The 25542-nt window shown below is 68.7% G+C and carries 27 protein-coding genes; 14 read left to right on the forward strand and 13 right to left on the reverse strand.

The features are described from left to right. Positions 1–234 precede the first annotated feature (234 nt). Positions 235–906 carry a class I SAM-dependent DNA methyltransferase gene (locus ACWDNU_RS38135; protein WP_449672427.1) on the reverse strand — a complete coding sequence of 224 codons (672 nt, stop codon included), beginning with the start codon at positions 904–906 and terminating at the stop codon, positions 235–237. Between the two features lie 94 nt (positions 907–1000). Beyond that, positions 1001–2500 (reverse strand): FAD-dependent oxidoreductase, encoded by a 1500-nt coding sequence (locus ACWDNU_RS38140; RefSeq protein ID WP_449672428.1) that lies wholly within the window; start codon positions 2498–2500, stop codon positions 1001–1003. Between the two features lie 142 nt (positions 2501–2642). Between ACWDNU_RS38140 and ACWDNU_RS38145 the strand changes: the two genes are divergently transcribed. From ACWDNU_RS38145 to ACWDNU_RS38165, 5 genes are all read left to right on the forward strand, one after another. Next, entirely contained in the window at positions 2643–3245 is a 603-nt protein-coding gene (locus tag ACWDNU_RS38145; protein ID WP_370936043.1) for a TetR/AcrR family transcriptional regulator, read from the forward strand. A 95-nt stretch (positions 3246–3340) separates the two neighbouring features. Next, positions 3341–4114, forward strand: a complete 774-nt coding sequence (locus ACWDNU_RS38150; protein ID WP_449672429.1) for an SDR family oxidoreductase — start codon at positions 3341–3343, stop codon at positions 4112–4114. Continuing rightward, positions 4114–4758 (forward strand): PaaI family thioesterase, encoded by a 645-nt coding sequence (locus ACWDNU_RS38155; protein WP_449672430.1) that lies wholly within the window; start codon positions 4114–4116, stop codon positions 4756–4758. Before ACWDNU_RS38150 ends, ACWDNU_RS38155 begins: the two co-directional genes overlap by 1 nt. Then, positions 4755–5516, forward strand: a complete 762-nt coding sequence (locus ACWDNU_RS38160) for an SDR family NAD(P)-dependent oxidoreductase (protein WP_449672431.1) — start codon at positions 4755–4757, stop codon at positions 5514–5516. Before ACWDNU_RS38155 ends, ACWDNU_RS38160 begins: the two co-directional genes overlap by 4 nt. A gap of 22 nt (positions 5517–5538) precedes the next feature. Beyond that, entirely contained in the window at positions 5539–6921 is a 1383-nt protein-coding gene (locus ACWDNU_RS38165; RefSeq protein ID WP_449672432.1) for an amidase, read from the forward strand. 7 nt (positions 6922–6928) lie between these two features. Here the strand turns inward: ACWDNU_RS38165 and ACWDNU_RS38170 are convergent, their stop codons facing one another. Further along, the gene (locus ACWDNU_RS38170) at positions 6929–7213 is read right to left on the reverse strand and encodes a hypothetical protein (RefSeq protein ID WP_449672433.1); all 285 of its coding nucleotides are present in this window, start codon (positions 7211–7213) and stop codon (positions 6929–6931) included. Between the two features lie 152 nt (positions 7214–7365). Between ACWDNU_RS38170 and ACWDNU_RS38175 the strand changes: the two genes are divergently transcribed. Further along, positions 7366–8598, forward strand: coding sequence for an NADH:flavin oxidoreductase (locus tag ACWDNU_RS38175; RefSeq protein WP_370936048.1), 1233 nt, complete (start codon positions 7366–7368; stop codon positions 8596–8598). Here ACWDNU_RS38175 and ACWDNU_RS38180 read toward each other — a convergent pair. Beyond that, a complete protein-coding gene (locus ACWDNU_RS38180; RefSeq protein ID WP_449672434.1) occupies positions 8574–9638 on the reverse strand; it encodes an NAD(P)-dependent alcohol dehydrogenase in 1065 nt (354 codons plus the stop codon). The two genes, ACWDNU_RS38175 and ACWDNU_RS38180, sit on opposite strands and share 25 nt — an antisense overlap. A 97-nt stretch (positions 9639–9735) precedes the next feature. Between ACWDNU_RS38180 and ACWDNU_RS38185 the strand changes: the two genes are divergently transcribed. Then, complete coding sequence (locus tag ACWDNU_RS38185) at positions 9736–10326, forward strand: TetR family transcriptional regulator (RefSeq protein WP_449672435.1); 591 nt, start codon at positions 9736–9738, stop codon at positions 10324–10326. Between the two features lie 52 nt (positions 10327–10378). Here the strand turns inward: ACWDNU_RS38185 and ACWDNU_RS38190 are convergent, their stop codons facing one another. After that, complete coding sequence (locus ACWDNU_RS38190; RefSeq protein ID WP_449672436.1) at positions 10379–11203, reverse strand: SDR family NAD(P)-dependent oxidoreductase; 825 nt, start codon at positions 11201–11203, stop codon at positions 10379–10381. A gap of 69 nt (positions 11204–11272) precedes the next feature. Between ACWDNU_RS38190 and ACWDNU_RS38195 the strand changes: the two genes are divergently transcribed. The 3 genes from ACWDNU_RS38195 (at position 11273) to ACWDNU_RS38205 (ending at position 13674) form a co-directional block, all read left to right on the forward strand. Then, complete coding sequence (locus tag ACWDNU_RS38195; RefSeq protein WP_449672437.1) at positions 11273–12043, forward strand: SDR family oxidoreductase; 771 nt, start codon at positions 11273–11275, stop codon at positions 12041–12043. Between the two features lie 13 nt (positions 12044–12056). Next, positions 12057–13262 (forward strand): acetyl-CoA C-acetyltransferase, encoded by a 1206-nt coding sequence (locus ACWDNU_RS38200; protein WP_449672438.1) that lies wholly within the window; start codon positions 12057–12059, stop codon positions 13260–13262. Between the two features lie 109 nt (positions 13263–13371). Further along, a complete protein-coding gene (locus tag ACWDNU_RS38205; protein WP_449672439.1) occupies positions 13372–13674 on the forward strand; it encodes a hypothetical protein in 303 nt (100 codons plus the stop codon). A gap of 137 nt (positions 13675–13811) precedes the next feature. Here ACWDNU_RS38205 and ACWDNU_RS38210 read toward each other — a convergent pair whose 3' ends face one another. Then, a complete protein-coding gene (locus tag ACWDNU_RS38210; protein WP_449672440.1) occupies positions 13812–15380 on the reverse strand; it encodes an AMP-binding protein in 1569 nt (522 codons plus the stop codon). Positions 15381–15453: 73 nt separating this feature from the next. Between ACWDNU_RS38210 and ACWDNU_RS38215 the strand changes: the two genes are divergently transcribed. Continuing rightward, positions 15454–16065, forward strand: coding sequence for a TetR/AcrR family transcriptional regulator (locus tag ACWDNU_RS38215; RefSeq protein ID WP_116202412.1), 612 nt, complete (start codon positions 15454–15456; stop codon positions 16063–16065). 5 nt (positions 16066–16070) lie between these two features. On the opposite strand, the gene ACWDNU_RS38220 is transcribed toward ACWDNU_RS38215, so the two are convergent. The 7 genes from ACWDNU_RS38220 to ACWDNU_RS38250 are packed head-to-tail and all read right to left on the reverse strand — an operon-like array spanning position 16071 to position 22199. Continuing rightward, positions 16071–16841, reverse strand: coding sequence for a CoA-transferase subunit beta (locus tag ACWDNU_RS38220; RefSeq protein ID WP_370936056.1), 771 nt, complete (start codon positions 16839–16841; stop codon positions 16071–16073). Next, positions 16838–17710 (reverse strand): CoA transferase subunit A, encoded by an 873-nt coding sequence (locus ACWDNU_RS38225; protein WP_370936057.1) that lies wholly within the window; start codon positions 17708–17710, stop codon positions 16838–16840. Before ACWDNU_RS38225 ends, ACWDNU_RS38220 begins: the two co-directional genes overlap by 4 nt. A gap of 23 nt (positions 17711–17733) precedes the next feature. Beyond that, positions 17734–18165: a VOC family protein gene (locus ACWDNU_RS38230; RefSeq protein WP_449672441.1), complete on the reverse strand. Its 432-nt coding sequence runs from the start codon at positions 18163–18165 to the stop codon at positions 17734–17736. Next, the gene (locus ACWDNU_RS38235) at positions 18162–19220 is read right to left on the reverse strand and encodes an acyl-CoA dehydrogenase family protein (RefSeq protein ID WP_449672442.1); all 1059 of its coding nucleotides are present in this window, start codon (positions 19218–19220) and stop codon (positions 18162–18164) included. Before ACWDNU_RS38235 ends, ACWDNU_RS38230 begins: the two co-directional genes overlap by 4 nt. Beyond that, complete coding sequence (locus ACWDNU_RS38240; RefSeq protein ID WP_449672443.1) at positions 19220–20173, reverse strand: acyl-CoA dehydrogenase family protein; 954 nt, start codon at positions 20171–20173, stop codon at positions 19220–19222. Before ACWDNU_RS38240 ends, ACWDNU_RS38235 begins: the two co-directional genes overlap by 1 nt. Then, positions 20170–21324 (reverse strand): acyl-CoA dehydrogenase family protein, encoded by a 1155-nt coding sequence (locus ACWDNU_RS38245; protein ID WP_449672444.1) that lies wholly within the window; start codon positions 21322–21324, stop codon positions 20170–20172. Before ACWDNU_RS38245 ends, ACWDNU_RS38240 begins: the two co-directional genes overlap by 4 nt. Next, the gene (locus ACWDNU_RS38250) at positions 21321–22199 is read right to left on the reverse strand and encodes an enoyl-CoA hydratase (RefSeq protein ID WP_037812239.1); all 879 of its coding nucleotides are present in this window, start codon (positions 22197–22199) and stop codon (positions 21321–21323) included. Before ACWDNU_RS38250 ends, ACWDNU_RS38245 begins: the two co-directional genes overlap by 4 nt. Positions 22200–22295: 96 nt before the next feature. On the opposite strand from ACWDNU_RS38250, the gene ACWDNU_RS38255 reads away from it, so the two are divergent. From ACWDNU_RS38255 to ACWDNU_RS38265, 3 genes are read left to right on the forward strand one after another with little or no spacing between them, the layout of a single operon-like run. Further along, a complete protein-coding gene (locus ACWDNU_RS38255; protein WP_449672445.1) occupies positions 22296–23474 on the forward strand; it encodes an acyl-CoA dehydrogenase family protein in 1179 nt (392 codons plus the stop codon). Continuing rightward, complete coding sequence (locus ACWDNU_RS38260) at positions 23471–24271, forward strand: SDR family oxidoreductase (RefSeq protein ID WP_370936063.1); 801 nt, start codon at positions 23471–23473, stop codon at positions 24269–24271. Before ACWDNU_RS38255 ends, ACWDNU_RS38260 begins: the two co-directional genes overlap by 4 nt. 14 nt (positions 24272–24285) lie before the next feature. Then, positions 24286–25437 carry an acetyl-CoA C-acetyltransferase gene (locus ACWDNU_RS38265; RefSeq protein ID WP_449672446.1) on the forward strand — a complete coding sequence of 384 codons (1152 nt, stop codon included), beginning with the start codon at positions 24286–24288 and terminating at the stop codon, positions 25435–25437. The last annotated feature ends 105 nt before the right edge of the window (positions 25438–25542 follow it).

Here is a 25542-nt window from a genome sequence, read left to right on the forward strand (position 1 = left end):
GTCCGAACCGGTGCCGCCGACGATCTCGTGGGCGATGGAGATCGCCTGGTTGATCTCACGACCCCAGGCCGCGGCACCCCCTGAACCGCCCCGAGAGCCGTGCGGCTTGCCCACCTGACCGTTCTGCGAGTACGTGAGGGGAACCCTGACGGAATCAGACTCCCTCAGGGTTCCCCTCACGTACGACAAACCCGACGCGGCCAGAGCCGAGCCCGTTCTCACCGGGGTGAACGCTCACGAGGACTTTTCCCAGATCGAAATGTGCTGCTCGCTCTCGTGCGTGAACGGCTCGCCAGTCCAGCTTTCCCACCGCGACCGCAGCCGCATGCCCGCCAGCTGTGCCATCAGATCCAGCTCCGCGGGCCACGTGTACCGGAACGGAATCGCCCGGAATTCGCCGCGGCCGTCCTCCACCCGCGCGTGGTACGAACTCATCGACTGCGTGGAGACGTCGTAGAGATCGAATCCCCAATGCGTCGCGCTCAGATCGAACGGCACGACGGTCTGCCCGGGCGGCAGCTTCCGCAGATCCGGCACCCCGACCTCGATCAGGAAGCACCCGCCCGGCTCGAGATGCGCTGCGGCGTTGCGGAAACATGCCACCTGCGCGTCCTGAGAGGTCAGGTTGCTGATCGTGTTGTACACCAGATATGCCACCGAGAACGTTCCCGCGACCCGGGTCGTCGCGAAGTCGCCGATCGTCACTTCGATCGCGTCACCGCCCGGTTTGGCGCGCAGCTGTGCGGCCATCGCGGACGACAGATCAATCCCCGCGACCGGCACACCCCGCGCGGCGAGCGGCAACGCGATCCGGCCGGTGCCGATGCCGAGTTCGAGCGCGCGACCGTCTCCGGCTAGCTCGGTCAGGACGTCGACCGCCGGATTCACCGCTTCCGGCGCGAACATTTCGGCTAATGATTGGTCGTACCTTGCAGCGACACTTTCCCCGAAGTAGTCCTCCACACCGGCGACGGTAACCGGCACCGGTGTGGAGCGCAGGTCATTTTCCGGCCCGTGCCACCAGATCGTCGACTGCCCGGGCAGCGAAAGCCATCGCCGTGCCCAACGGAATTCCCGGCCCGGGGTAGTACTTCCCGGTCATGGACGCCGCAGAATTGCCCACCGCGTAAAGACCTTCCACCGCCGACCCGTCCTCGCGCAGCACGCGAGCATCCGGATCAGTCACCAACCCGCCCTTCGTGCCCAGATCCGACAGCACCAGCCGGGCGGCACGGAACGGCGGCTGGTCCACCGGAACCAGCACGGGATCAGCGAAATGCCGTGCGTATTCATCCTCGCCCCGGCCGAAATCCGCGTCGTGCCCGGCTTCGGCAAACGAGTTGAACCGGGCGACCGTCTCCGGCAGTTCCGGTGCGTCGATCAGCTTCGCCAGCTCCGCGAGCGTGTCTGCCTCCACCCACGTGCCAGCCTCCAGATGATCATCCGGCCGTCCGCCCGGCAACGCGATGGCGGGCAACCGGCCGCCCTCACGGCTGTCGAACACGATATGCGAAGGGACCCGCCGCGCCGGGTCCGCTGCCATCTCACGACCCATCTGGTCGTATGGCAGCGACTCGTTCGCATACCGCCGCCCGTCGCGGTCCACGACGATCCCGCCGCGGAAGCCGAGGGTGAACGACGCGCCGCCGTCCGGCATCGCGATTCCTGGGCACCACCAGCCCTCGTTCATCAGATCGACCGCCGCACCGAGTGCGATCGCCGCTTCCAGGACCTGGCCGCGGTTCGTTTCCGCGGGGGCCATCGACCAGGCCGCCGATCCCGGCACCCCGGACTGTTCCCGCAGGTCGGCGTTCCGCTCGAACCCGCCCGCGCCGATGAGTACGCCGTCAACAGCCCCGATCCGACGCGAGCCGACGCCGACTCCGACCACCCGCCCGTCCTCGACCACCAGCTCGTCGACCGGCGTCCCGGTGAACACGGTGCCGTTGCCGGTCGCGTCGAAGGCCAGCAGCAGCCGTCCGATCAGCGCGCGCCCGCCGTCCAACGGCGCGTCCCGGTGCCCGCGGCCGGCGCGGTCGCGGTCCACCGGCGGACGCACCAGCTCCGCGCGTTCGCCCAGCTCCGACAGCGGCAGGTCCACCGGCACGAACGAGCGTCCGCCGGCGACGCGGCCGGGCCGGTCGAAGTAGTCCGGGAACGCCCGCCATTCGAATTCGAGCGCCGGATCCGCCTCCAGCGCCGCGACCAGCTCCGGTGCCTTCGCCAGGAACGCCTCCTGCCGCCCGGTCCGGTCCTCGCCGAGCAGCGCGCGCAGGTACTCGCGGGCGGCGGCGGTGGAATCCGCGACGCCGAATCGCTCCTGCACCTGCGTGCCCGGCAGCCAGCAGGCCGCGCCGGAGTACGCCGACGTCCCGCCGAGCCGGTCCGCGCCCTCGACCACCGCGGTGCGCAGTCCCGCCCGGGCGGCCAGGTACGCGCCGGTCAGCGCACCCGCGCCGGACCCGACTACCACCACGTCGAACTGGTCGTCGAAAGCCATGAGTCCTCCAAGTCGTCGCGACCCGGCGAGCCAACCGCATCGCCGCCGCGCCGGGGCGCGGTCATCCCACTCACCGGTAGCGGCGGCGCCCGGTGGGAGGATCGTGCGCGAGAATGGCCTGATCACGAGCGGAGGAGTCGCGGTGCCGAGAGTCGCCGAAAACCGGGCGCCGGCCACGCCGAGTTCGCCCGCGCAGCAGGAGCGCTACCGGCGGATCCTGCGAGCGGCCGCGGACCACGGCGCCGAGCACGGCCTCGACCGGATCCAGATGCTCGACGTCGCCCGCGACGCCGGCGTCGCCATCGCCACGCTCTACCGGTACTTCCCGTCGAAGACCATCCTGTTCACCGCGCTGCTGCACAGCCAGGTCGAACAGCTGGACCGCAACAGCGTCCCGGTCGAGCCCGGCCAGGAACCGGCCGAGGCGGTCGCGCGCGTGCTGGTCGACGCCGCTCGCCGCCTGCTGGAACGACCGCGGCTCGCGCAGGCGATGCTGCAGTCGAACAACGCGACGGTCGCGGGGGAGTCGCCGAACATGGCCGCGACGGTCGAGTTCGCCGACCTGATCCTGCGCGTCGCGGGGGTGGCCGAGGCCAGTGACCACGATCGCCGGTTGGTCCGGTTGATCGAGCAGACCTGGTACGGCGTGCTGACCTCGCAGCTGAACGGGCACATCACGGCGGAGGAAGCGGAGGCGGACACAGTGCTGGCGTGCCGGTTGCTGCTGGCCGAACTGGGTCGCTGACCGGCTTCTCCCGGTGACCGGGATGAGCCCGCCGCGCGCGGCGGAGTCCCCGTAGCGTCGCGGCCGTTCCCGGAACCCCACCTCAGGAGGCCGTCATGCCGCGCACCGTCGTCATCACCGGAGCGAGTTCGGGGATCGGTGCGGCACTCAGCAGCCTGCTCACTGAGCGTGGCGACCAAGTCCTCGGCGTCGACCTCGCGGGCAGCGACGTCGACGCGGACCTCTCGACGCCGGCTGGCCGCACTGCCGCTGCCGAGGAGGTCGGCAAGCGCACCGGGCACGTCGATGCGGTGGTCACCTGCGCCGGGACGTCGAACCCCGGCGAAGCGATGGTCACGGTGAACTACTTCGGCAGCACCGGTTTCATCGAGGCCCTGCAGCCGTTGCTCGCGAAATCCGAAGCGCCTCGCGTCGTCCTGGTCGGCTCGATCTCCGGCACCCAGCCGCACGACCCCGCGGTGGTCGAGGCCTGCCTGCGCGGCGACGAGCAAGCCGCGCTGACCGCCGCCCGCGAGGCGATCGCGGACAACCGGGCGGTGCAGCTGTACCCGTCCTCGAAGTCCGCGATCGCGCAGTGGGCACGCCGGACGTCTGTCTCGGCGGGCTGGGCCGACGCGGGAATCGCGGTCAACGTGGTCGCCCCCGGCGTGGTCCTGACGCCGATGACCGACGGGCTTTTCGCCGACCCGAAGATGAAAGCCGTGATGGACAAAGCAGTCCCGATGCCGCTGCACGGTTACGCGGCCGCGGAGGATGTCGCGCGCGTGCTGGCGTACTTCGCCGACGCCGCGACGACGCACATCACCGGCCAGGTCGTCTACGTCGACGGCGGCGCCGAGGCGACCCTCCGCCCGGCGGCGCACTACTGATGACGACTTACGCCGAAAACGTCCCGCTGTCGCCCGTCCCGAACGACGACGGCATCGATGCTGCCGTCGCGGCGGCCCGCCGGGTCGTCAACGCCCTCCTGCAGGCTGGCGCGAACAGTGCAGCGTCCATGACGGACATCGCCCGCGACCTCAACCGGATCGCCGCCCAAATCGAAGAGCACGCGCCGGAGCGGCAAGAGCGCTTCGTCAGCATGTGGGCCGGACGGCCGCGGCACGATCCCGTCACCGGCCCGGAAAACGCGCTCGCCCCGCCGCTGCACCTGCACGGTCTGCCGGACGGATCCGTGACCGGCACGGTGACGCTCGGCCTGCCGTATCAGGGACCGCCCGGCTGCGTGCACGGCGGGATTTCCGCGCTGTTGCTGGATCACGCGCTCGGTGTCGCCAACAGCTGGGGGCCCGGGCCGGACGGGATGACCGGCACGCTCAGCGTCCGCTACCACCGGACGACCCCGCTGTTCGCGGAGCTGACGATTCGCGCACGACAGCAATCCAGCGAGGGCCGCCGGATCCACACGACCGGCGAAATCCTCGCCGACGGGCAGGTCTGCGTTTCCGCGGACGGGATTTTCGTGGCGAAACACGTCGCGCGGCCAGTTGCCCAGGACGAAGGAGGCCGATGAACACGCTCGCGGGCCGGGTGGCCCTGGTGACCGGCGCCGGACAAGGCGTCGGGCAAGGAATCGCGCTGGCGTTGGCGGGGGAGGGCGCGTCGATCGCGGTCCTCGGGCGCACGCGCGGCAAGCTGGACGAGACCTGCCGCCTCCTGCGGGAGCGGGGTGCTGCCGCGGAACCGTTCGAATGCGACGTCGCGGATACGGCGTCGATTCCCGGGGTCGTCGACGAGGTCGTTTCGCGATTCGGCCGCCTCGAAATTTTGGTCAACAATGCGTACTCCGGCGCTTTCGGGCCATTGCTGAAAATGAGCGACGAGGACTTCGCGCGCGGTTTCTCGACTGGACCGTTTGCCGCGTTCGCGTTCATGAAAGCCGCCCATCCGCACTTGAAGGCGACGGGCGACGGTTCGATCGTCAACCTGGTCACATCAGCGATGGTGCGCTGGGATCCCACCACCTACGGTGCTTACGCCGCAGCGAAACAAGCCTTGCGCTCGCTGTCGCGCACTGCCGCCGTGGAGTGGGCGCGCGACGGAATCCGGGTCAACGCGATCGCTCCGCACGCGTTGTCGCCGGGCTTGAAATGGTGGACCGAACACAACCCCGAAGAGGCCGCCGAATTCGTCTCGACCATTCCGATGGGCCGGATCGGGGAGTGCGAGGAGGACATTGGTCGCGCTGTAGTCGCGCTGGTCGGTTCCGATCTGCGCTACCTGACCGGAGCCACCGTGCCGCTCGACGGTGGTCAAGCCTTCTTCGGCTGAGCCCTTCTGAGGAGACATCGCTGTGCTTTCTGCCCTCGATACTGCCGCCGCCATCCGCCGGGGCGACCTGTCCGCCCGGGAGGCCGCCGAACAGGCGATCGCCCGCATCGAGGAGGCGAATCCGCGGCTCAACGCCGTCGTCGGCCAACGCTTCGAGGCTGCTCTCGCGGAAATCGACGCCGGTCTCCCGGACGGTCCGCTCACCGGAGTCCCGTTCCTGGTCAAGGATCTCGGCACCGAAGTCGCCGGCCTCCCCGCCACCCAGGGCAGCGCGCTATTCGCCTCCGCTGTGTCCACAGTGGACAGCGAACTGATCCGCCGCTACAAACGCGCCGGTTTGGTCATCCTGGGCATCACCAACACCCCCGAATTCGGCCTTAACGCAAGCACCGAGCCGCAATTGCACGGCCCCACCCGCAACCCGCACGACCTCTCGCGCTCGCCAGGCGGCTCGAGCGGCGGTTCCGCAGCGGCCGTCGCCGCTGGCCTGGTCCCCGCCGCCCACGCCACCGACGGCGGCGGCTCGATCCGGATCCCGTCGGCCATGTGCGGTCTGGTCGGCCTGAAACCGAGCCGCGGCCGTACCACCGGCTCGCCTGACTCCGGCACCCTTGCCGCCCCAGTGTCCGTCGCCCACGCGGTCACCACGACAGTCCGTGACAGCGCGGCCCTGCTGGACGCGATCGCCGGACCACTCCCGGGTGAAGCCTTCGCCGCCCCCACCCCGCCCGGCACCTTCCTCGACGCGACCCGCCGCGTTCCCGGCCGTCTCCGCATCGGCCTGGCCACCCAGGCCCGAACCGGCGTCGACCCGCATCCCGCTTGCCTGGCTGCGGTGCAGCAGACGGCGAAACTTTGCGAGGAACTCGGCCATCACGTCGAGGAAACCGTTGCGCCGTTTGACTTCCCGGACGTCCGCACGACCGGCGGACTGCTGATGGGCGCGGATTTGGTGGTGATCGTCGAAGACCAACTGGCCGCGTTGGGCCGCGAACTCCAGCCGGGCGACGTCGAGCCGTTCACCGAGTTGCTGCTCGACCACTACCGCGGCTTGACTGCGAACCAGCTCCATCGTGCGCTGCGCCGGGCACAGGAGATCGGGTGGGAGGTCGGGCAGGTCTTCACCCAGTACGACGTCCTGCTCACCCCGACGCTGCCGCTCCCGACTCCGCCGCTGGGCCTGCTGGACACGACGGATCCCGCGTCGATCTACGAGCACGCGGGCGCGTATTCGGCGTGGACCAGTGTTTTCAACGTGACTGGGATGCCCGCGATCTCGCTTCCGCTCGGCCGGGATGACGACGGACTGCCGCTGGGGGTGCAGTTCGCCGCGGATCTGGGGCAGGAGGGGCTGCTGTTGTCGTTGGCGGCGCAGTTGGAGGAAGCTGCACCCTGGGCCAGCTGACGGTTCCTCAGTAGCGGTAGATGGACGATCCGCTGCTGGGGAGATTGTTCACGATCACGATGATCGCGATGAACCCGATCAAGGTCAGGATCGCCCACATCACGACTATGGTGGCCAGGATCAGCGCGTGCCGCCGGATAGCCGCGAGCTGGCCCAGGATCTCGAGGTTGATCCTGTTCGCGTAGTCCGTCGGCCCGTCCGTCTCGGACGCTTCTTTGAGCCGCGCGGCGACTGCGGAGGGGCCGGTAAACGCATCGGCGTGATAGCGAGGACGGGGTTCGAGATCGGGCACAGCTGTTTCTCCTCCTGAACACGGATAGATGAACAGAAGTCGCCGGGCCCAGCCAGAGCGTTACCGCATCCGCGGGTTTGCCGCTGGCCCGGACCTCCCAGTCACCGAGATCGCGAGAGCAGCCCGTCCCCTCCGTTTCCTACCGTGGCAAGGTGACTTCCACGACCCCCACCCCGCCCGATCCGCTTGCTCCCGCCAGGCTCGGGCCGGTGCAGTTGCGCAATCGCGTCGTCAAGGCGGCTACCTACGAGGGGCTCAGCCACCACGGCCGGGTCACTCGGGATTTGGTCGATTTCCACGTCGGCTACGCGAAGGGCGGCGTCGGGATGACGACGGTCGCTTATTGTGCGGTTGCCAAGGAAGGCCGCACCGACCGGCATCAGATTTACTGGGCCGACGAGGCCCTGCCGGGATTGCGCGTGCTCACCGACGCGGTGCACGCCGAGGGCGCGGCGATTTCGGCGCAGATCGGGCACGGCGGGCCGGTCGCGAATCCGAAGGGCAATGGGCTGCCCGCGCTCGCGCCGAGCCGGTATTTCCACAAGACGACGCTCAGTTTCGCTCAGGAAATCGACCACGCCGGCATCGAACGCGTCAAACGCGCCCACGCCGACGCGGCCCGGCGCGCCATCGAGTGCGGGTTCGACGCCATTGAAGTCCACTTAGGACACAACTATCTGATCAGTTCCTTCCTGAGCCCCAAACTCAACCACCGCACCGACGAATACGGTGGCTCGCTGGAGAACCGCGCCCGGCTCGCACGTGACACGATGCGCGCGGTTCGTGACGCGGTCGGCGACCGGATCGCGGTGATCGTCAAAATGAACATGGACGACGGCGCGCCCGGCGGCTTTTGGCTCGACGAGGCGATCCCGGTGACGCAATGGCTCGAAGCCGACGGCACCTGCGACGCCCTCGAAATGACCGCCGGTTCATCGCTGCTCAACCCGATGTACCTCTTCAAGGGTGACGCGCCGGTCCGCGAGTTCGCGGCCGTGATGCCGCAGCCGTTGAAGCTGGGCGTGCAGGCGGTGGGGAAGCATTTCATCCGCGAATATCCTTATCGGGACGCGTTTCTGCTCGAGGACGCACGCCAGATCCGGGCCGCGGTGAAGCTGCCGATGGTGTTGCTCGGCGGGATCACCGACCGCGCGTCGATGGACCTGGCGATGCGGGAGGGATTCCAGTACGTCGCGATGGGCCGGGCTTTGCTGCGCGAGCCGGATTTGGTGAACCGGATCGCCGCTGAGCCGGAGACGCCGTCGTTGTGCATTCACTGCAACAAATGCATGCCGACCAACTTCACCGGCACGCGGTGTGTGCTGGTGGACCGGACGACGACTCGGGGTGCGGATTGGGGTCAGCCCGCGGGGTACGTGGGCTGACCGCGGTCCTGCGGCAGATCAGACAGGTCCAGCACGAACCGGTACCGGACGTCGTTGCGTTGCAACCGTTCGAGGGCTTCGTTGACGCGGGCGGACGGGAGGAGTTCGATGTCGGCGGTGATGCCATGCTGGGCGCAGAACTCCAGCATGGCGGCGGTCGCGGGACGGCCGCCACTGCCCGCGGAGCTGAGGTTCTTGCGTCCTACCAACAGATCGGTGGCCTGCACGGTGACCGAGCCGAGGTACCCGACGTGGCTGAGGGTTCCGTCGAGGGCGACGAGCTTGAGGTAGGGCGCGACGTCGTGCGGGACGGCGATGGTGTCGATGACGACGTCGAACCGGTCCCGGGCCGCGGCCATCTGGTGTTGGTCCGTCGAGACGATCAGATCGTGACCGCCCAGCCGACGGGCGTCGTCGGCTTTGTCGGCGGAGCGGCCGACGACCGTGGTGTCGGCCCCGAGCGCGACGGCGAGTTTGACCGCGAGGTGCCCGAGCCCGCCGAGCCCGGCCACGGCGACCCGGGTGCCAGGCCCGACGCCGAGGGCTCGCAGCGGTTCCCAGACGGTGATCCCCGCGCACAGCAGGGGAGCGGCGGCCGCGGGGTCGAGCCCGGCGGGGAGCGAGTAGGCGAACTCCTCGCGGACGATGTACTCGCGGGAGAAGGCGCCCAGCGTGGTGGTTCCGTCGCGGCGGTCGGTGCCGCCGTAGGTCAGGGTGGGGAAGTCGTGACAGAAGTTTTCCTGTCCTGCCTCGCACATCGCGCACGCGCCGCAGGAGTCGACGATGTTGCCGACCGCGACCTGGTCGCCGATGGCGAATCGCGTGACCTCGTGCCCGATCTCGGTGACCACGCCGGTGAACTCGTGGCCGGGCACCAAAGGCGCGTCGCCGGTGTGGGCGCGGACGGCGTGCAGATCGGTATGGCAGACGCCGCAGTAGTCCACGCGAACCGCGACGTCGTCGGCCCGCAGTTCCCGACGTTGCAGCACGGTCCGTCGTAACCCGGCACGGTCGGTTTGCCAGCCCAGAGTGTCCCGCATGCTCGCCCCTCAACAAACAGACTGTTCGGTCTATTGCCACGGTAGCCGCCGTACTCCGATTCGGCAAACAGACTGGTCTGTTGTTATCGTGCCCGGCATGGCCGACAAGCCCCTGACCTCGCGCGGAGCCGCCACCCGGCAGCGCATCCTGGACGTCGCGACCCAGGAGTTCGCCGCGCACGGGATCGCCGGAGCGCGCGTCGAGCGCATCGTGGCCGCCGCCCGCACCAACAAGGCGCAGCTCTACGGCTACTTCGGCAGCAAGGAAGGGCTGTTCGACGCCATTTTCTCCGCCTCGCTGGAGCGGATCATGACCGTCGTGCCGATCGACGCCGCCGACCTCGCCGGCTGGGCCGTCCGCCTCTACGACGAGTACCTCCGCCGCCCCGACCTCATCCGGCTGGCCACCTGGGAACGCCTGGAGCGCCGCCCGGCCGGACATCTCGTCGACGACAGCCACCGCCTCGACGACGCCAAACTGCGCGCCATCGCCGACGCGCAAGCCGCGGGCCTCGTCCGGGACGGAGACCCGTTCGACCTGATGGCCATGGTGATCGCGATGTCGATGGCCTGGTCGCCGGTCAGCAACGTCTACGCCGCCAGCGACCAAGAAGCTCCGGAATTGCACGAGCAGCGCCGGGCGTTGCTCCGCGAGAGCGTTGAGCGCGTCGTCGCACCGGGGTCGTGAGTGGCGATGACGGTTCTAACCGGGATAAACGCTCACGAGCCCACCGCCCGGCTCACGTTTCCCGCGGAAAGTTCGTGAACCCCTTCCGATTGCTCCGCAAGTACCACCCCGAAGCCGCGAGCGTCCCGCCGTCCACCGGAATCGTGTGGCCGGTGACGTAAGAGGCAGCGTCCGTCGTCAGGAATTCGATCACCTTCGCGTATTCGTCCACGTGCCCGAACCGGCCTAACGGCACCCATGTCTCGATCTTCGACGGATCATTGTCGCGCAACATCGCCGCAGCAGGAGTCTGCTGGCTGTCCGCGAGATCCGGCGCGATCGCGTTCACCCGGACGCCATACCGTCCGACCTCGACGGCCAGGCTCTTCGTGAACGCCGAAACCCCGGCGTTGTAAGCGGAATACACCGCATGCCCGGGAATTCCGCGAAAGGCTTCCACTGTCGAGTTATTCACGATCACGCCTGAGCCCTGCGAGATCAACTGCGGCAGCACCCGGTGCGTGAGCTTGAAGACGTGCAGCAGGTTCAGCTCATGCAACCGCGCCCACTGCTCCGGCGTGCTGTGCAGGAAATCCCGGGACGCGGGCCGGAAATCGCCGACATTGTTGACCAGGACGTCGATCCGGCCGTCGCCCAACCGCAGCGCGGCGGCGGTGACAGCCTCGACTACCTCGTCCGCGGCGATGTCGCCGATGACCGTTTCGCACACGCCGCCAGCCTCCTCGATCGAGGCGCGCGTGTGGGCGGCGGCAGCGGGATCGATGTCGTTCAGCACGACCAGGTCCCCGCGCGCGGCGAGGCGGCGGCTGGTCGCCCCGCCGATCCCCAGCGCGCCTCCGGTGACGATGCTGACTCGCCGGATTGTCTCGTGTGGCATGGAAAACCTCCTCGTCCTCAACCTAGCATTTGTTTGGTAGGCTGAGCGCTCCCGGCGAGAAGGAGCAGCATGCCTGTCAGCTTCGACCTGACCGATCGCGTCGTCCTCGTCACCGGCGGAGCGCGCGGAGTCGGCGACGGCATCGTGGCGACGTTCCTCGAAGCGGGCGCCGAGGTCGAGATCTGCGGGCGTACCGAACCGGAGAAGCTGCGCGAGGTCGACGGCCGGACGGCGCGGTTTGCCCAGGTTGACGTGCGGGAGCCGGACCAGGTCCAGAAGTGGCTGGAAGAGATCGGCGAACGGCACGGACGCCTCGACGTCGTGGTCAACAACGCTGGCGGTGCGCCGTTCGCGCAGTTCGCGGAGGCCTCGCCGCGCTTCCACCGCAAGATCAACGACCTCAACTTCCTCGCCGCGGCGTACGTGCTGCACGCGGCGCATCCGATCCTGTGCGAGACGCCCGGGGCGTCGGCGGTGAACGTCACGTCGATCTCGGCGCGGCGGCCCAGCCCGGGCACCGCGATCTACGGCGCGGCGAAGGCGGCGCTGGAGAGTCTCACGACCAGCTTGGCCGTGGAGTGGGCGCCGCGGGTGCGGGTCAACGCGGTCAGTTGCGGATTGGTCGAGACGCCGGGTTCCGAGGACCACTACGGCGATCCGGCGCAGCGCGACGCGGTCGCCCGGACGATCCCGCGCGGACAGTTCGCGTCGCCGGCCGAGGTCGGCCAAGCCTGTCTGCTGCTTGCTTCCCCGCTCGCCAGCCATGTCAGCGGAGCGGTGCTCAATGTGGACGGAGGCGGCGAATGGCCCGCTTTCCTCCAGCACACCCCGAACGCCTGAGGAGGACCTTGCCGTGCCCGAAGCCGTGATCGTCTCCGCCGCCCGCTCGCCGATCGGGCGGGCGTACAAGGGCTCGCTCAAAGACCTGCGGCCGGACGACCTCGCCGCGCAGATGGTCGAAGCCGCGCTGGCGGCGGTCCCGGAGGTCGGCCGGATCGACGACCTGATGCTCGGCTGCGCGCAACCGGCCGGGGAACAGGCGTACAACCTGGGCCGGATGGTCGCGCTGCGGCTCGGCCTCGACGCGGTGCCCGGCACGACTGTGCACCGGTACTGCGCGTCTTCGCTGCAGACCACGCGAATGGCGATGCACGCGATCCGCGCGGGCGAGGGTGACGTGTTCGTCTCAGCGGGTGTTGAGTGTGTTTCGCGGTTCTCCCAAGGCAAAGCCGACGGCATGCCGGACACGAAGAACCCGTTGTACGCCGACGCGATGGCGGTGACGGAGAAGCGCGCAGGCGGCGGTCTGCAGTGGACAGACCCGCGGAAAGACGGTGCGCTGCCGGACGTTTACATCGCGATGGGCGAGACCGCGGAGAACGTCGCTGACCATTGTGGAGTGTCCCGAAAGGACCAGGACGCGTTCGCCGTGCGCAGCCAGAACCTCGCCGAGGCGGCGGGGGAGTTCTGGCAGAAGGACATCACTCCGGTGACTTTGCCGGACGGCACGGTGGTGTCCGCCGACGACGGTCCGCGGGCGGGCGTGACGCTGGAGAAGGTATCTCAACTCAAGCCGGTGTTCCGACCAGACGGGACGGTTACCGCGGCCAACTGCTGTCCGCTGAACGACGGCGCGGCCGCGCTCGTGGTGATGAGCGACGTCCGGGCGCGCGAGGTGGGCATTCAGCCGCTGGCGAGGATCGTCGCCACCGGGGTGTCCGCGTTGAGTCCGGAGATCATGGGGCTGGGCCCGGTCGAGGCGAGCCAGCAGGCGTTGACGCGGGCCGGACTGTCCGTCAAGGACGTCGACCTGGTCGAGATGAACGAAGCCTTCGCCGCGCAAGTGCTGCCGTGCGTCGACCAGCTGGGCCTGGACCTCGACCGCGTCAACGTGCACGGCGGCGCGATCGCGCTGGGCCACCCGTTCGGTTCGACCGGCGCGCGGATGGCGACGACGCTGCTGCACGGCCTCCAGGAGCGGGACGCGACCTTCGGTCTGGAGACGATGTGCGCGGCAGGCGGACAGGGCATGGCGATGGTGTTGGAACGGCTCGCCTGACGGCTCGGACGCGGGACGGTTCGGCGCGCACCGAACCGTCCCGCCGCCAGGATGCGGCCATGGATTCCGTCGTGATCGACCCGCCGGTGCTCTACCCCGGCGCCCCGTCGTGTTGCTGTCCAGCGCGAACGCCGACGGGACGACCAACCTGGCCCCGATGTCGTCGGCGTGGGTGCTCGGCCGCACCGCCGTGCTCGGCTTCGGCAGCACCGGCCACACCTTCGCCAACCTGCGCGACCGGCCGGACTGCGTGCTGAACTACCCGAGCGCCGAGCTGTGGCCCGCCGTCGAACGCTTGGCCGGGCTGACCGGCGCTCCCGTCGTGCCAGCGCACAAGGCAGGCCAGTCCCGGCCGACCTCGTCGCGGTGGGCGGGGTCGCGGAATGCCCGCTCCAGGTCGAATGCCGGGTGACTGCCGCGCGCCATCCCGGGGATCCCGCAGTCGGGATTGTCGAGCCGAGCTTGGCCGGACGTTCCGCGCCACGACGGCTTGCGCAGGGGGGTCGTGAGTGGCTGTGCCGGTTAGAACCGGCACAGCCGCTCACGACGTCAGGACAGTTCCCGCTTCACGATCTTCCCGCTGGCGTTCCGCGGCAGTTCCTCGATCGCCACGAACTCGCGCGGCACCTTGAAGTTCGCCAGCCGCTCCCGGCAGTACTCCCGCAGCGCCGCCGAATCCAGCTCGACTCCCGCCCACAGCGTCACGTAAGCGCGGCCCACCGAGCCCATCCGGTCGTCGTCCACGCCGATCACCGCGGCCTCGACGACGTCCGGGTGCGTGCTCAGCACGTTCTCCACCTCGGCCGGGTACACGTTGAACCCGCCGACGGTGAACATGTCCTTCAGCCGCCCGGTGATCTTCACGCAGCCGTGCTCGTCCAGCTGTCCGACGTCGCCGGTGTGCAGCCAGCCGTCGGCGTCGATCGCCGCCGCGGTCGCGGCCGGGTCGTCGAAGTAGCCGAGCATCACGAACTCGCCCCGGATGAGGATCTCGCCGTCGGCGTCGACCGGCACGTCCTTGCCCTCGCTGTCGACCGCGCGGATCTCCAGGCCGGGCACCGCGGGGCCGGTGGTGTGCGCGACGTGCCGCGGGTCCTCGTTCGGCCGCGATTGGGTCGCCACGACGCATTCGGTGAGCCCGTACGCCTGCGCGACCTGCTCGAAGCCGAGGATTTCCAGCATGTCCGAGAACAGGTTCTCCGGCACCGAAGCCGCACCGGCGATCGCGAAGCGCAGCGACGACAGGTCGAATTCGCCGCGCCGAGGGTGGTTGATCAGCGTGGTGAAGATGGTCGGCGCACCGGGCAGCACTGAGATGCCAACTCGCTGGACTAGCTCCATCAACGCGACCGGGTCGAAGGTCAGGACCGGGTAGATGGTCGTGCCAGCGGTGATCGCCGCGACCACCCCGGCCTTGTAGCCGAAGGAGTGAAAGAACGGGTTCACGATCGCGTAGTTGTCCGCGGGGGTGAGCGACGTGCCCTTCGCCCACACGTCCGCGACGCCGATCGTCTGCGCGTGCGTGCTCATCACGCCCTTGGGCACGCCAGTGGTGCCCGAGGTGTAGAGAATGTCCGCCACCGTGGAAGGCGTCACCACGGATTCATCAACGGCCGAAACCGACTCCGCCCCGGCGAGGAATTCGGTCCACGGCAACGCAACGCCGTCCGGACCGAGGTCGATCACGGTGTGCAGCTGCGGAAGTCCAGGCACAACACCGGAACCATCGGAACCAGACCGGGCAGCGGCCTCAGTCAGCATCCCGAGATAGTCATTGCCGAGAAACCCGTTGCACAGCACCAGCACCGAAGCACCGGACCGCTCCAGCACCACCCGGGCTTCCTCGCCGCGGTACCGGGTGTTGATCGGCACCAGCGCCGCGCCGAGGCACTGCGCGCCCAGGAACGTCAGGATGAACTCCACCCGGTTCGGCGACCACACCGCGACCCGGTCGCCGGCACGGACGCCGACCGCGGCCAGCGCGCGGGAAACGGTGCGTACCCGCTCCCGCAATCCGGTCCAGGACAGCTGTGTCGTACCGTCGACCACAGCGGGTGCGTCGCCGTGGCGGCGGGCGGCTTCGTCGAGCAGAGCGGGAATCGTGCGAGGCGTCGACACGCGGGTCTCCTCACTGAACAAGTGCTTGTTCGGTAGCATAGGGGAAAGCAGCGGGCAGGAAGGGATCCATGCGATGACTCCGCGAACCGGCCGGGCTCCGGCGAAAAACGGCGGCACCCGGCGCGGAGAGCTGCTGGGCATCGCCGCGCAGCTGTTCGCGACCCGGGGCTACTCCCAGACCACCGTCCGCGACATCGCCGACGAGGCGGGCATCCTTTCCGGGAGCCTGTACCACCATTTCGCGTCCAAAGAGGACATGCTCCGCGAGATCCTCAAGGAGTTCATGGACGACCTGCTGGCCGCGTTCACCGAGATCGCCGGGAAGGACGGCACGCCGCGCGAGCAGTTCGACGCGCTGGTGTACACCGCCTTCGCGACCATTCACGAGCGGCCGTTCGCGGTGGCGCTCTACCAGAACGAATCGGCCGTCGTCGGCAGCCTCGCCGATTTCGAATTCGTCGGGAAGACGTCGCTGAAGATCGAAAAACTGTGGCTCAGCGTGCTCCAGGCAGGCCGCGAAACCGGCGAATTCCGCGACGACCTCGAGGTGAGCCTGGTGTACCGGTTCATCCGGGACACCGTCTGGTCGTCGGTCCGCTGGTACAACCCGCGCGGAAAGCTCCGCCACGACGTCGTGGCGGAGCAGTACCTCGCGATGCTGTACGGCGGCTTGCTCGCCGGCTGAGCGGTTCAGGGCCGGGACACCTTGACCTCCCGGTCCCGGGCGCCCAACGGATCGAGCACGGTGCGGATCAGGTCCAATTCGTGCTCGTCCGGCTCCCGGGACACCCCGGCCCCGCTGAAGTCCAGCTCGAAGCCGGTGTTCTCACGGACTTCGTCCTCGGTGACGCCTGGGTGCAGCGAACGCACCTTCAGCCGTCCGTCCTCGTCGTAGTCGAGCACGGCCAGGTCGGTCACCACCACGCCGAGGTCGTGGAACCGCAGCGCTGTCGAGGTGTGCGCGCGGGCCCGGTCGTTGCCGACTCCGGACACGATGTCGACCCGGTCCACGAACACCCGGCTCGAGTGTCGGCTCACCCAGTAGTCGGTGCGGTGGTTGACCGTGTTGCCCGGCGCGCCGCGCATGCCGATGAGCTGGCGTTTCGGCTTCCGCCAGTCGCCGATCAGCGAGATGTTCTGGTTGCCGAACCGGTCGATCTGGCTCGCGCCCATCATCGAATGCCGCCGCCCGGTGTTGAGGATGTCGAAGATCCGGCCGAACGGGGCCCACGCCTCGACGGTGCCGCCCGCCGCGGCGGTTTTGCCCAGCGGCGGCGGGTCGGCCATGAAGTGGCATTCGCCGTCGGACAGCACCAATTCTGGAGAGTGGGTGAGCCGCGCCAGCCGCGCGCTGATCGCCGGGACCGTGCCGACCGCGTGGGCCAGCACCTCGCCGGAGCCGCGCCACGCGTCGGAGCAGGCGGCGATGCAGACCTCGGCGCGGGTCGCGGGGGCACTCATGCGGACTCCTTCTCGGTCGCGCGGTGGAAGGCGCGCACTGCTTCGTGGTAGCTGGCCTCGTCGCCGGTCAGGAAGGTCTCGCGGAACTGCTTCCACGCGACCTCGTCCTGCGCGGACTGCGCGTAATGCCGCTGGAACGCCTCGTCGCGGCCGTAATCCGGGTCGCACGAGGTGAAGTGCGCGCCGTTCGGGGCCTCGATCACGCCGTTCACGAACATCCGGCTGATCAGCAGCGACGTCGACCGCTCGGTGGCGGTGAGGTCCTCGGTGTCCACGATCTTCTCGACGCTCAGCAGCGTCTTCTCCGACGCCATCGCGAACAGGTCGTCGAAGTACGGGTCCGGGCCGAGGAACTGACCGTTGCCGAGGGTGTCGCTGCGGTTGAGGTGCAGCAGCGAGACGTCCGGGCGCACGGCGGGCACCGCGATGTAGACGTCGTCGTCATACGGCGACGCGACGGTCTTCAGCTCCGGGTTCATCAGCAGCACGTCGCTCTCGAGCCCGGAGCGCGTCGGCAGGAACGACAGCCGGTTCGCGCCCGCCCGCAGCGCGGCGACGAACATGCCCTCGTCGTACTCCGTCGTCTCGACCCGGCCGCCCTCGCGCGCGGCGCGGAAATGCGGGTCGAGCGGGATCGTGTCGAGCGAGACGAACCCGTAGATCACCCGGCGCACCTTGCCCGCCGCGCACAGCAGCCCGACCTCGGGCCCGCCGAAGGTGACCAGCGTGAGGTCTTCGACGTCGCTGCGCAGCAGTTCGCGCACCATCGCCATCGGCTTGCGCCGCGACCCCCATCCGCCGATCCCGACGGTCATCCCGGACCGGACGTACTCGGTGACGCCGTCCAGCGTCATGGACTTGCCGCCCATTCGTTCCTCCATCTTTCGCTTGCTCAGGCGGGCAGTTGCACCAGTTCGACGCGGACCCGGTCCGGATCGAGCACGTACACCGCGCGGCAGCCCGCCATCGGATGGCTGGTGACGATCGGCTCGGACACCGCCGCGACCCCGCGTTCGCGCAGCCGCTCCAGCGTCGCGTCCAGGTCGTCGACCGTGATCGCGACGTGCGCCGCGCCCGCTTGCCCGTGGTCCGGGTCGATCCGCGTCGGCGACCCGTTTTCGTACTGCAGCAGCTCGACCACCGTGTCGCCGTCGTCGGCCGAGACGAAGCTCTGCCGCACGATCACGCCCGGATATCCGGTGACCTCGTCGATCCGCGGACCGCTGCGCTCGAACGGTCCTTCGACGTTGCCGCCGAGCAGATCGCGGTAGAACTCGGTCGACGCGGCGAGGTCGTGCACGGTGATCCCGACGTGGTGGATCATGCGCCGCTCCGAAGCCGGGCCCGGTGCTCGCGGGCGTCGCCGAAGAGGTGCGCCAGCGCGTGTGCTCGTTTGAAGTACAGCTGCGCGTCGTGCTCCCAGGTGATCGCGATTCCGCCGTGCAGCTGGACGGTTTCTGCTGCTACCGCGGTGAAAGCTTCGCTGCACCAGGACTTCGCGTAGGCCGCCTGCTGGACGAGATCGTCTCCGTTGCTGGCCGCGAACCCGGCCGCCCACGAGATCGAGCGCGCGGTTTCGACGTGCACCAGCATCTCGGCGACTCGGTGTTTCAGCGCTTGGAATGAACCGAGCGGGCGGCCGAACTGTTCGCGTTCTTTGAGATAGGAGACGGTTCGGTCCAAACAGGACTGTGCGCCGCCGACTTGCAAGGCGGTGCAAGCGATCGCGGCGATGGCGTGCATCCGGGGGAGCGCTTTGGTGAAGTCGTCCGCGAGCAATGTCGCCGGGGTGTCGCGGAATTCGACCTGGGCGAACCTGAGTGTTTGGTCGACGGCTGGGGTTGCCTCAGCGGTCGCGTCCGTCTGGAACAGCGCGGGACGTCCGTCGGCCATTGCGACCACCAGCAGGTGCGACGCCTCAGCACCGTCCAGTACCAAAGTCGCGGTGCCGTTCAGGGTTCCGTCCGAAGCGACCACGTCTGATCCGTCGGTTCGATGCCGTCCGGCACGGTCCGCCCAAGCCAGCGCGACGACCTCGCCCGCCGCGATCTCGGGGAGCAACTCAGGTGCATCGGCAGCCAGTAGTGCTTGCGCGGCAAGCACTCCGGAGCCCAGCAGCGGCGACGGCGTCAGGCTCGCGCCCAGTTCCTCCAGCACGACGTGCGTTTCGAACAGGCTGTACCCGGCTCCGCCGTACTCCTCGGGAATGGCCAGCGCGGCGACGCCGATCTGCTCGCACAACGCGGACCACAGCTCGGTGTCGTATCCGGGCGGCGAGTCGATCGCCGTCCGCAGATCGGTCTTCGCGGCTCGTCGCTGGACCAGCCCGCGGACGGCGGCGGCGAGTTCCCGCTGCTCGTCGGTCAGCGCGAAGTGCATCAGCGGCCCCTCATCAGGCTCTCCAGCACCCGCGCGCGGTGCACGGACGGCGTGCCCCAGCAGCCCACGAGCGCCCGGACGCGCAACAGCCACAGGCTCAGGTCGCATTCAAGCGTGTAGCCGATCGCGCCGTGCAGCTGGAGCCCGGTGCGCGCGGCGAGCTGTGCCGCGTCCGACGTCGCGACTTTCGCCGCCGAGATCGCGCGAGCGCTGGGCTCGCGGGCCGCGCCGAGCAGCAGGGGGCGGGCGAAATCGAGCGCCACCCGGACGTCTGCGGCAGCGTGCTTGAGCGCTTGGTACTCGCCGATCACGCGGCCGAACTGGCGTCGCTGGCCGAGGTAGGCGACGGTGTCGGCCAGCATTCGTTCGCCGCAGCCCAGCAGTTCGGCCGCGCAGGCGAGGCTGGCGAGGTCGAGAGCTTTTGCGCGCTTTTCCGGGGAGAGCGGCTGAGCGTCGGCACCAGCGGTGACCTCGAACAGATGCCGGGAGGGATCAACCGACTGCAGCGAACGGCCGATTTCCGCCCGTGCCAGCGCATCGCCGACCACGAACACGTCCGTCGCGACATCCGCATCGAGCGCGTACGGACTGTCCGGCGCGCTCGCTAAGGTGACCACCGCGTCCCCGGCGGCCAGCGAGGACAGCAACGAACCGTCGGTGAGCAGCGCGGGTGCGGCGGCGATGGACTCGATCACCGGACCCGGCACCCCGTGGTACCCGAGGCGTTCGAAGGCCACGATCAGATCGACCGGGGTCCCGCCGACGCCGCCGTGTTCTTCGGGCACGCCGAGCGCGGTGACGCCCAGTTCGGCGAGTTGCTTCCACAGCAGCAGCCCGGATTCCGGCCGCTTGGCCGCCCAGGACCGGTTGACGCCGGGGACGTCGGCCGCGCCCAGCAGGGCGTCCAGCGCTTCGGCGAACGCGCGCTGTTCGGCGGACAGCCGGAACTTCATGCTTGTGCCTTCCTGCGGTCGCCGCGGGGGAGGCCGAGCAGCCGTTCCGCGACGATGTTGCGCTGGATCTCGTTGGTGCCGGCGTAGATCGGGCCGCCGAGGGCGAACAGGTAGTCCTCCATCCAGCGCCCGAGCAGCTCCTGGTCCGGACCGAGCAGGTCGAGCGCCGTTTCCTGGATGCCGAGGTCGAGCCCGGTCCAGAAGAGCTTGTTGACGCTGCCCGCCGCGCCGACGTCGCCGCCGTTCTGCACGTGGTCGACGGTGTCCCAGGTGTAGAGCCGGTAGGACTCGGCCTTGATCCAGGCATCGGCCACCCGGTCGCGCAGGTGCGGGGCTTCGGCGCCGCGCTCGGCCCAGAGGCCCAGCAGCCGGTCTGCCGCCGCGAGGAACCGGCCCGGCGAACGCAGCGACAGGCCGCGTTCGTTGCCCGCCGTGCTCATCGCGACCCGCCAGCCGTCGCCGACGCCGCCGAGGACGTCCTGATCAGGCACGAAGACGTCGTCGAAGAAGATCTCGGCGAACCCGCTGTCGCCGTCGAGTTGCGCGATCGGCCGGACGGTGACGCCGTCGGAGTCGAGCGGGAACAGGAAGTACGTGAGGCCGCGGTGCCGTTCGGCTTCCGGGTCGGAGCGGAACAGGCCGAAACCCCAGTCGGCGAACGGGGCGCGGGAGCTCCAGATCTTCTGTCCGTTGAGGACCCATCCGCCGCGTTCGTCGTCGCGGACGGCGGTGCTGCGGATCCCGGCGAGGTCGCTGCCCGCCTCCGGCTCGGACCAGGCCTGCGCCCAGATCCGGGTGCCGTTGGCGGTCAACGGAAGGTGCCGCTGGCGCTGGTCGTCGGTGCCGTGCTCGAAGATGATCGGGGCCAGCAGCGAGATGCCGTTCTGCGCGATCCGGGTCGGCGCGCCGCTGAGGTAGTACTCCTCCTCGAACAGCACCCACTCGGTCAGCGTCGCGTCGCGGCCGCCGTATTCGGCCGGCCAAGTGACCACGGACCACCGGCCCTCGGCCAGCTTCGCTTCCCACTCGCGGTGCGCGCGGGCGCCGTCTTCGGTGTCCATCGACGGCAGCGGGCCGGGGCTGTTTTCCTTCAGCCAGCCGCGCGCCTCCGCACGGAACTCCTCTTCCGCGGCGGTGAATTCCGGGCTCATGACTCTCCCGCGGCCTTCTTGTTGGCCTTCGCCATCGACCGCGCGTCGAGCCCGGCGAGCGAATCGGTGTCCAGTTCGGCGTTGTGCGCGTGCGCGGCGTGGTGCAGGCCGAACACCGAGTCCATTCCGGACCGCATGCCCATCAGGTCTTCCGCCTGGTTGACGGCCTTCTTCGTGAGCGCCAGACCCAGTTGCGGCATCTGCGCGATCCGCTCGGCGATCGCGAACGTCGCCTCTTCGAGCTCGGCGCGCGGCACGACGTGGTTGACCATGCCGAGCGCCTGCGCGCGGTCCGCGCCGAACCGGTCGCCGGTGTAGAGGAACTCCTTCGCCGCGCGCGGATTCATCACCCACGGATGCGCGAAGTACTCGACGCCCGGGATGCCCATCCGCACGACCGGGTCGGAGAAGAATGCGTCATCGGAGGCCACGATGAAGTCGCACGACCACGCGAGCATCAGCCCGCCCGCGATGCACGCGCCCTGCACCATCGCGATCACCGGCTTCGGGATCTCCCGCCAGCGCCGGCACATGCCGAGGTAGACCTCCGACTCGCGGGCGAAGCGCGAATCGACGCCCGCGCGGTCGGTGTGGTCCCACCAGATGACCGCTTTGCGCTCGAAACTCTGGTCGATGTCGCGGCCGGGGGTGCCGATGTCGTGCCCGGCGCAGAAGTGCTTGCCGTTGCCCGCCAGCACGATCGCCTTGACGTCCGGGTCGTCCACCGCCTTCGTGAACGCGGCGTCCAGCGCGTAGGTCATCTTCGAGTTCTGGGCGTTGCGGTACTGCGGCCGGTTCAGCGTGACGACCGCGACCGGACCGCGCACCTCGTACGTCACGACCTGCTCGTCGGTGCTTTCTTCGGTTCCGCTCAACGCGCATCACTCCTTCTCGGTTCGGCGGCGATGCTACCAAACAAGTGCTTGGTTTGGTAGCGTGGCGGGACCGGCACCGGCGGACCAGGAGGACGGGTGGATCTTCGCTACACCCCCGAGGACGAGCAGTTCCGCGCCGAAGTGCGCGAGTGGCTCGGCGACCACCTCACCGGCGACTTCGCCGCGTTGAAGGGCCTCGGCGGATCCGGGCGCGAGCACGAAGCGCCGGAGGAGCGTCAGGCGTGGAACCAGCACCTGGCGGCGCACGGCTGGACCTGCCTCGGCTGGCCGGTGGAGTACGGCGGGCGCGGGCTGAGTCTGTTGCAGCAGGTGATCTTCCATGAGGAGTACGCGCGGTCGGATGCGCCTGCCCGGGTCAACCACCTCGGCGAGGAGCTGCTCGGGCCGACGTTGATCGCACACGGCACCGACGAGCAGCGGCGGCGGTTCCTGCCGGGGATCGTCGGGGTCACTGAGCTGTGGTGCCAGGGCTATTCCGAGCCTGGCGCGGGGTCTGATCTAGCTGGGGTGCGCACGCGGGCGCGGCTGGACGGCGGCGAGTGGGTGATCGACGGGCAGAAGATCTGGACGTCGCTCGCTCAGCACGCACAGTGGTGCTTCGCGGTGGTGCGGACCGAGGCCGGTTCGCGGCGGCATGCTGGGTTGTCGTATCTGCTGGTGCCGATGGATCAGCCCGGGGTCGAGGTGCGGCCGATTCGGCAGCTGACTGGGACCAGTGAGTTCAACGAGGTCTTCTTTGACGGGGCGCGGACCTCGGAGTCCCTTGTGGTGGGCGCGCCCGGGGACGGGTGGCGGATCGCGATGGCGACGCTCGGGTTCGAGCGTGGGGTGTCGACTATCGGGCAGCAGGTCGGCTTCGCTCGGGAGTTGGCTGGTGTCGTCGCTACCGCGCGCGCGAATGGGCGTTATGACGATCCGGTGGTGCGGGATCGGTTGGCTTCCGCCGCGGTGGGCCTTGAGGTCTTGCGGGTGCATGCGTTGCGGACGTTGAGCGCGTATGAGGCTGGCTCGCAGGGGCCGGAGGCTTCGGTGTCGAAGCTGTTGTGGGCTCGGTGGCATCGGGAGCTGGGCGAGCTGGCGATGGACGTCCGCGGGGGATCCGCGTTGACCGCGACTGGCTCTTACGATCTTGACGCTCAGCAGACGCTTTTCTTGTTCAGCCGGGCCGACACGATTTACGGCGGTTCGGACGAAATTCAGCGAAACATTATTGCCGAGCGGGTGCTTGGCCTGCCTAAGGAGCCGCGACCGTGAGTGTCAAACCGGAACAGCCCGCGCCGGATTACGTGCCGGGGCACGGGTTGCTTGCCGAGCGCGTGGTCGTGGTGACTGCGGCCGCTGGTGCTGGGATTGGTGCTGCTGTTGCCCGGCGGTGCCTGGAGGAAGGTGCTCGGGCGGTCGTTATCGGGGACACACATGAGCGGCGGCTTGGCGAGGCGGCTTCGAAGCTGGGGGCGGAGTTCGGTGCGGAGCGGGTTGTTTCGGTGGTGTGCGATGTGACCAAGGAGGAGCAGGTCGCTGCCCTGCTCGATGCTGCTGAGCCGTTCGGCGGGGTTGAGGTGATGGTCAACAATGCCGGGCTCGGGGGCACGGCTTCGATCACCGAGATGACTGACGAGCAGTGGTCGTTGGTGCTCGACGTGACTTTGACCGGGACTTTCCGGTGCATTCGGGCGGCTTCCCGGCGGATGATCGCTTCCGGTACTCGCGGGGTGATCGTCAACAACGCTTCGGTGATCGGCTGGCGGGCGCAGGAGGGGCAGGCGCATTACGCGGCGGCCAAGGCTGGGGTGATGGCGTTGACCCGGTCTGCGGCCATGGACTTGGCTCCTTCCGGGATTCGGGTCAACGCGGTGTCGCCGAGTCTGGCGATGCATCCGTTCCTGGAGAAGGTCACCAGTGCTGAGCTGTTGACCGAGTTGAAGGGGCGCGAGGCGTTCGGCCGGGCTGCTGAGCCTTGGGAAGTCGCCAATGTGATGGTGTTCCTCGCCAGTGCTTATTCGTCTTATCTCACCGGTGAGGTTGTCTCGGTGAGCAGTCAGCATCCCTGATCCAGGAGGATTTCGTGCCAGAGGCATATGTGGTCGACGCGGTTCGCACGCCGGTCGGCCGTCGTGGTGGTTCGCTCGCGGGGATGCATTCGGCTGACCTTGGGGCGCATGCGATTCGTGCGCTGGTGCAGCGGACTGGGATTGATCCTGGGGCTGTTGACGATGTCGTGTTCGGGTGTTGCGACACGATCGGGTCGCAGGCTGGGGATGTCGCTCGGACTGCCTGGCTGGTGGCTGGGTTGCCGGATCATGTGCCTGGGGTGACTATCGATCGGCAGTGCGGGTCCAGCCAGCAGGCTGTGCATTTCGCGGCTCAGGGGGTGATGTCTGGGACTGCGGATTTGATCGTTGCTGGGGGAGTACAGAATATGTCTGCTATTCCGATTTCTTCGGCGATGGTCGTGGGGCAGCAGTTCGGGTTTAGCACGCCCTTCGCGGAGTCGGCTGGGTGGGTGGCTCGGTATGGGCATCAGGAGGTTTCGCAGTTTCGGTCGGCGCGGATGATCGCGGAGAAGTGGGGGCTTTCCCGGTCCTCGCTGGAGGAGTTCGCTCTGGAGAGCCATCGCCGCGCCTCGGCCGCGATCGATGCTGGTCGGTTTGCTCGGGAGATTTCGCCGGTTGGGGAGTTTTCGGTGGATGAGGGGCCGCGGCGGGATACCACTTTGGAGAAGATGGCTGGGCTCAAGCCGTTGGAGGAGGGCAGCCCGATCACGGCTGCGGTGGCTTCGCAGATCAGTGACGGGGCGGGGGCTTTGCTGATTGCTTCCGAGCGGGCGGTGGCGGAGCATGGGCTGACGCCGCGGGCTCGGGTGCATCACATCAGTGTTTATGGGGCGGATCCGGTGTGGATGTTGACTGCGCCTATTCCGGCGACGCAGCGGGCGTTGGAGAAGACCGGGCTGACCGTGGACGACATTGACTTGTTCGAGTGCAATGAAGCGTTCGCGCCGGTGGTTTTGGCTTGGATGCAGGAGATCGGTGTGCCGCATTCGAAGGTCAATGTCAATGGGGGTGGGATTGCGTTGGGGCATCCTATTGGGGCTACTGGGGCTCGGTTGATGACTACGTTGCTGCATGAGTTGGAGCGGAGTGGCGGGCGGTATGGGCTGCAGGTGATGTGTGAGGGTGGCGGGCAGGCGAATGTGACTGTTCTCGAACGTCTTTAGGCTGCGGTTTCGCTGTGCGCGGCTTGTGCGGCTCGGGCACCCCGAAGCTGAGTGTGACTACGGCGCGGGGGTGCTTGTCAAGGCGGGAAAGATGCCTTGACAAGC

This window comes from Amycolatopsis sp. NPDC003676, assembly GCF_053587275.1.

Excerpts from the sequence above, each read along its gene's own strand:
- ACWDNU_RS38135 (WP_449672427.1), bottom strand. The coding sequence starts at position 906 with ATGTTCGCGCCGGAAGCGGTGAATCCGGCGGTCGACGTCCTGACCGAG.
- ACWDNU_RS38140 (WP_449672428.1), bottom strand. The coding sequence starts at position 2,500 with ATGGCTTTCGACGACCAGTTCGACGTGGTGGTAGTCGGGTCCGGCGCG.
- ACWDNU_RS38150 (WP_449672429.1), top strand. The coding sequence starts at position 3,341 with ATGCCGCGCACCGTCGTCATCACCGGAGCGAGTTCGGGGATCGGTGCG.
- ACWDNU_RS38155 (WP_449672430.1), top strand. The coding sequence starts at position 4,114 with ATGACGACTTACGCCGAAAACGTCCCGCTGTCGCCCGTCCCGAACGAC.
- ACWDNU_RS38160 (WP_449672431.1), top strand. The coding sequence starts at position 4,755 with ATGAACACGCTCGCGGGCCGGGTGGCCCTGGTGACCGGCGCCGGACAA.
- ACWDNU_RS38180 (WP_449672434.1), bottom strand. The coding sequence starts at position 9,638 with ATGCGGGACACTCTGGGCTGGCAAACCGACCGTGCCGGGTTACGACGG.
- ACWDNU_RS38185 (WP_449672435.1), top strand. The coding sequence starts at position 9,736 with ATGGCCGACAAGCCCCTGACCTCGCGCGGAGCCGCCACCCGGCAGCGC.
- ACWDNU_RS38190 (WP_449672436.1), bottom strand. The coding sequence starts at position 11,203 with ATGCCACACGAGACAATCCGGCGAGTCAGCATCGTCACCGGAGGCGCG.
- ACWDNU_RS38195 (WP_449672437.1), top strand. The coding sequence starts at position 11,273 with ATGCCTGTCAGCTTCGACCTGACCGATCGCGTCGTCCTCGTCACCGGC.
- ACWDNU_RS38215 (WP_116202412.1), top strand. The coding sequence starts at position 15,454 with ATGACTCCGCGAACCGGCCGGGCTCCGGCGAAAAACGGCGGCACCCGG.
- ACWDNU_RS38220 (WP_370936056.1), bottom strand. The coding sequence starts at position 16,841 with ATGAGTGCCCCCGCGACCCGCGCCGAGGTCTGCATCGCCGCCTGCTCC.
- ACWDNU_RS38225 (WP_370936057.1), bottom strand. The coding sequence starts at position 17,710 with ATGGGCGGCAAGTCCATGACGCTGGACGGCGTCACCGAGTACGTCCGG.
- ACWDNU_RS38230 (WP_449672441.1), bottom strand. The coding sequence starts at position 18,165 with ATGATCCACCACGTCGGGATCACCGTGCACGACCTCGCCGCGTCGACC.
- ACWDNU_RS38235 (WP_449672442.1), bottom strand. The coding sequence starts at position 19,220 with ATGCACTTCGCGCTGACCGACGAGCAGCGGGAACTCGCCGCCGCCGTC.
- ACWDNU_RS38240 (WP_449672443.1), bottom strand. The coding sequence starts at position 20,173 with ATGAAGTTCCGGCTGTCCGCCGAACAGCGCGCGTTCGCCGAAGCGCTG.
- ACWDNU_RS38245 (WP_449672444.1), bottom strand. The coding sequence starts at position 21,324 with ATGAGCCCGGAATTCACCGCCGCGGAAGAGGAGTTCCGTGCGGAGGCG.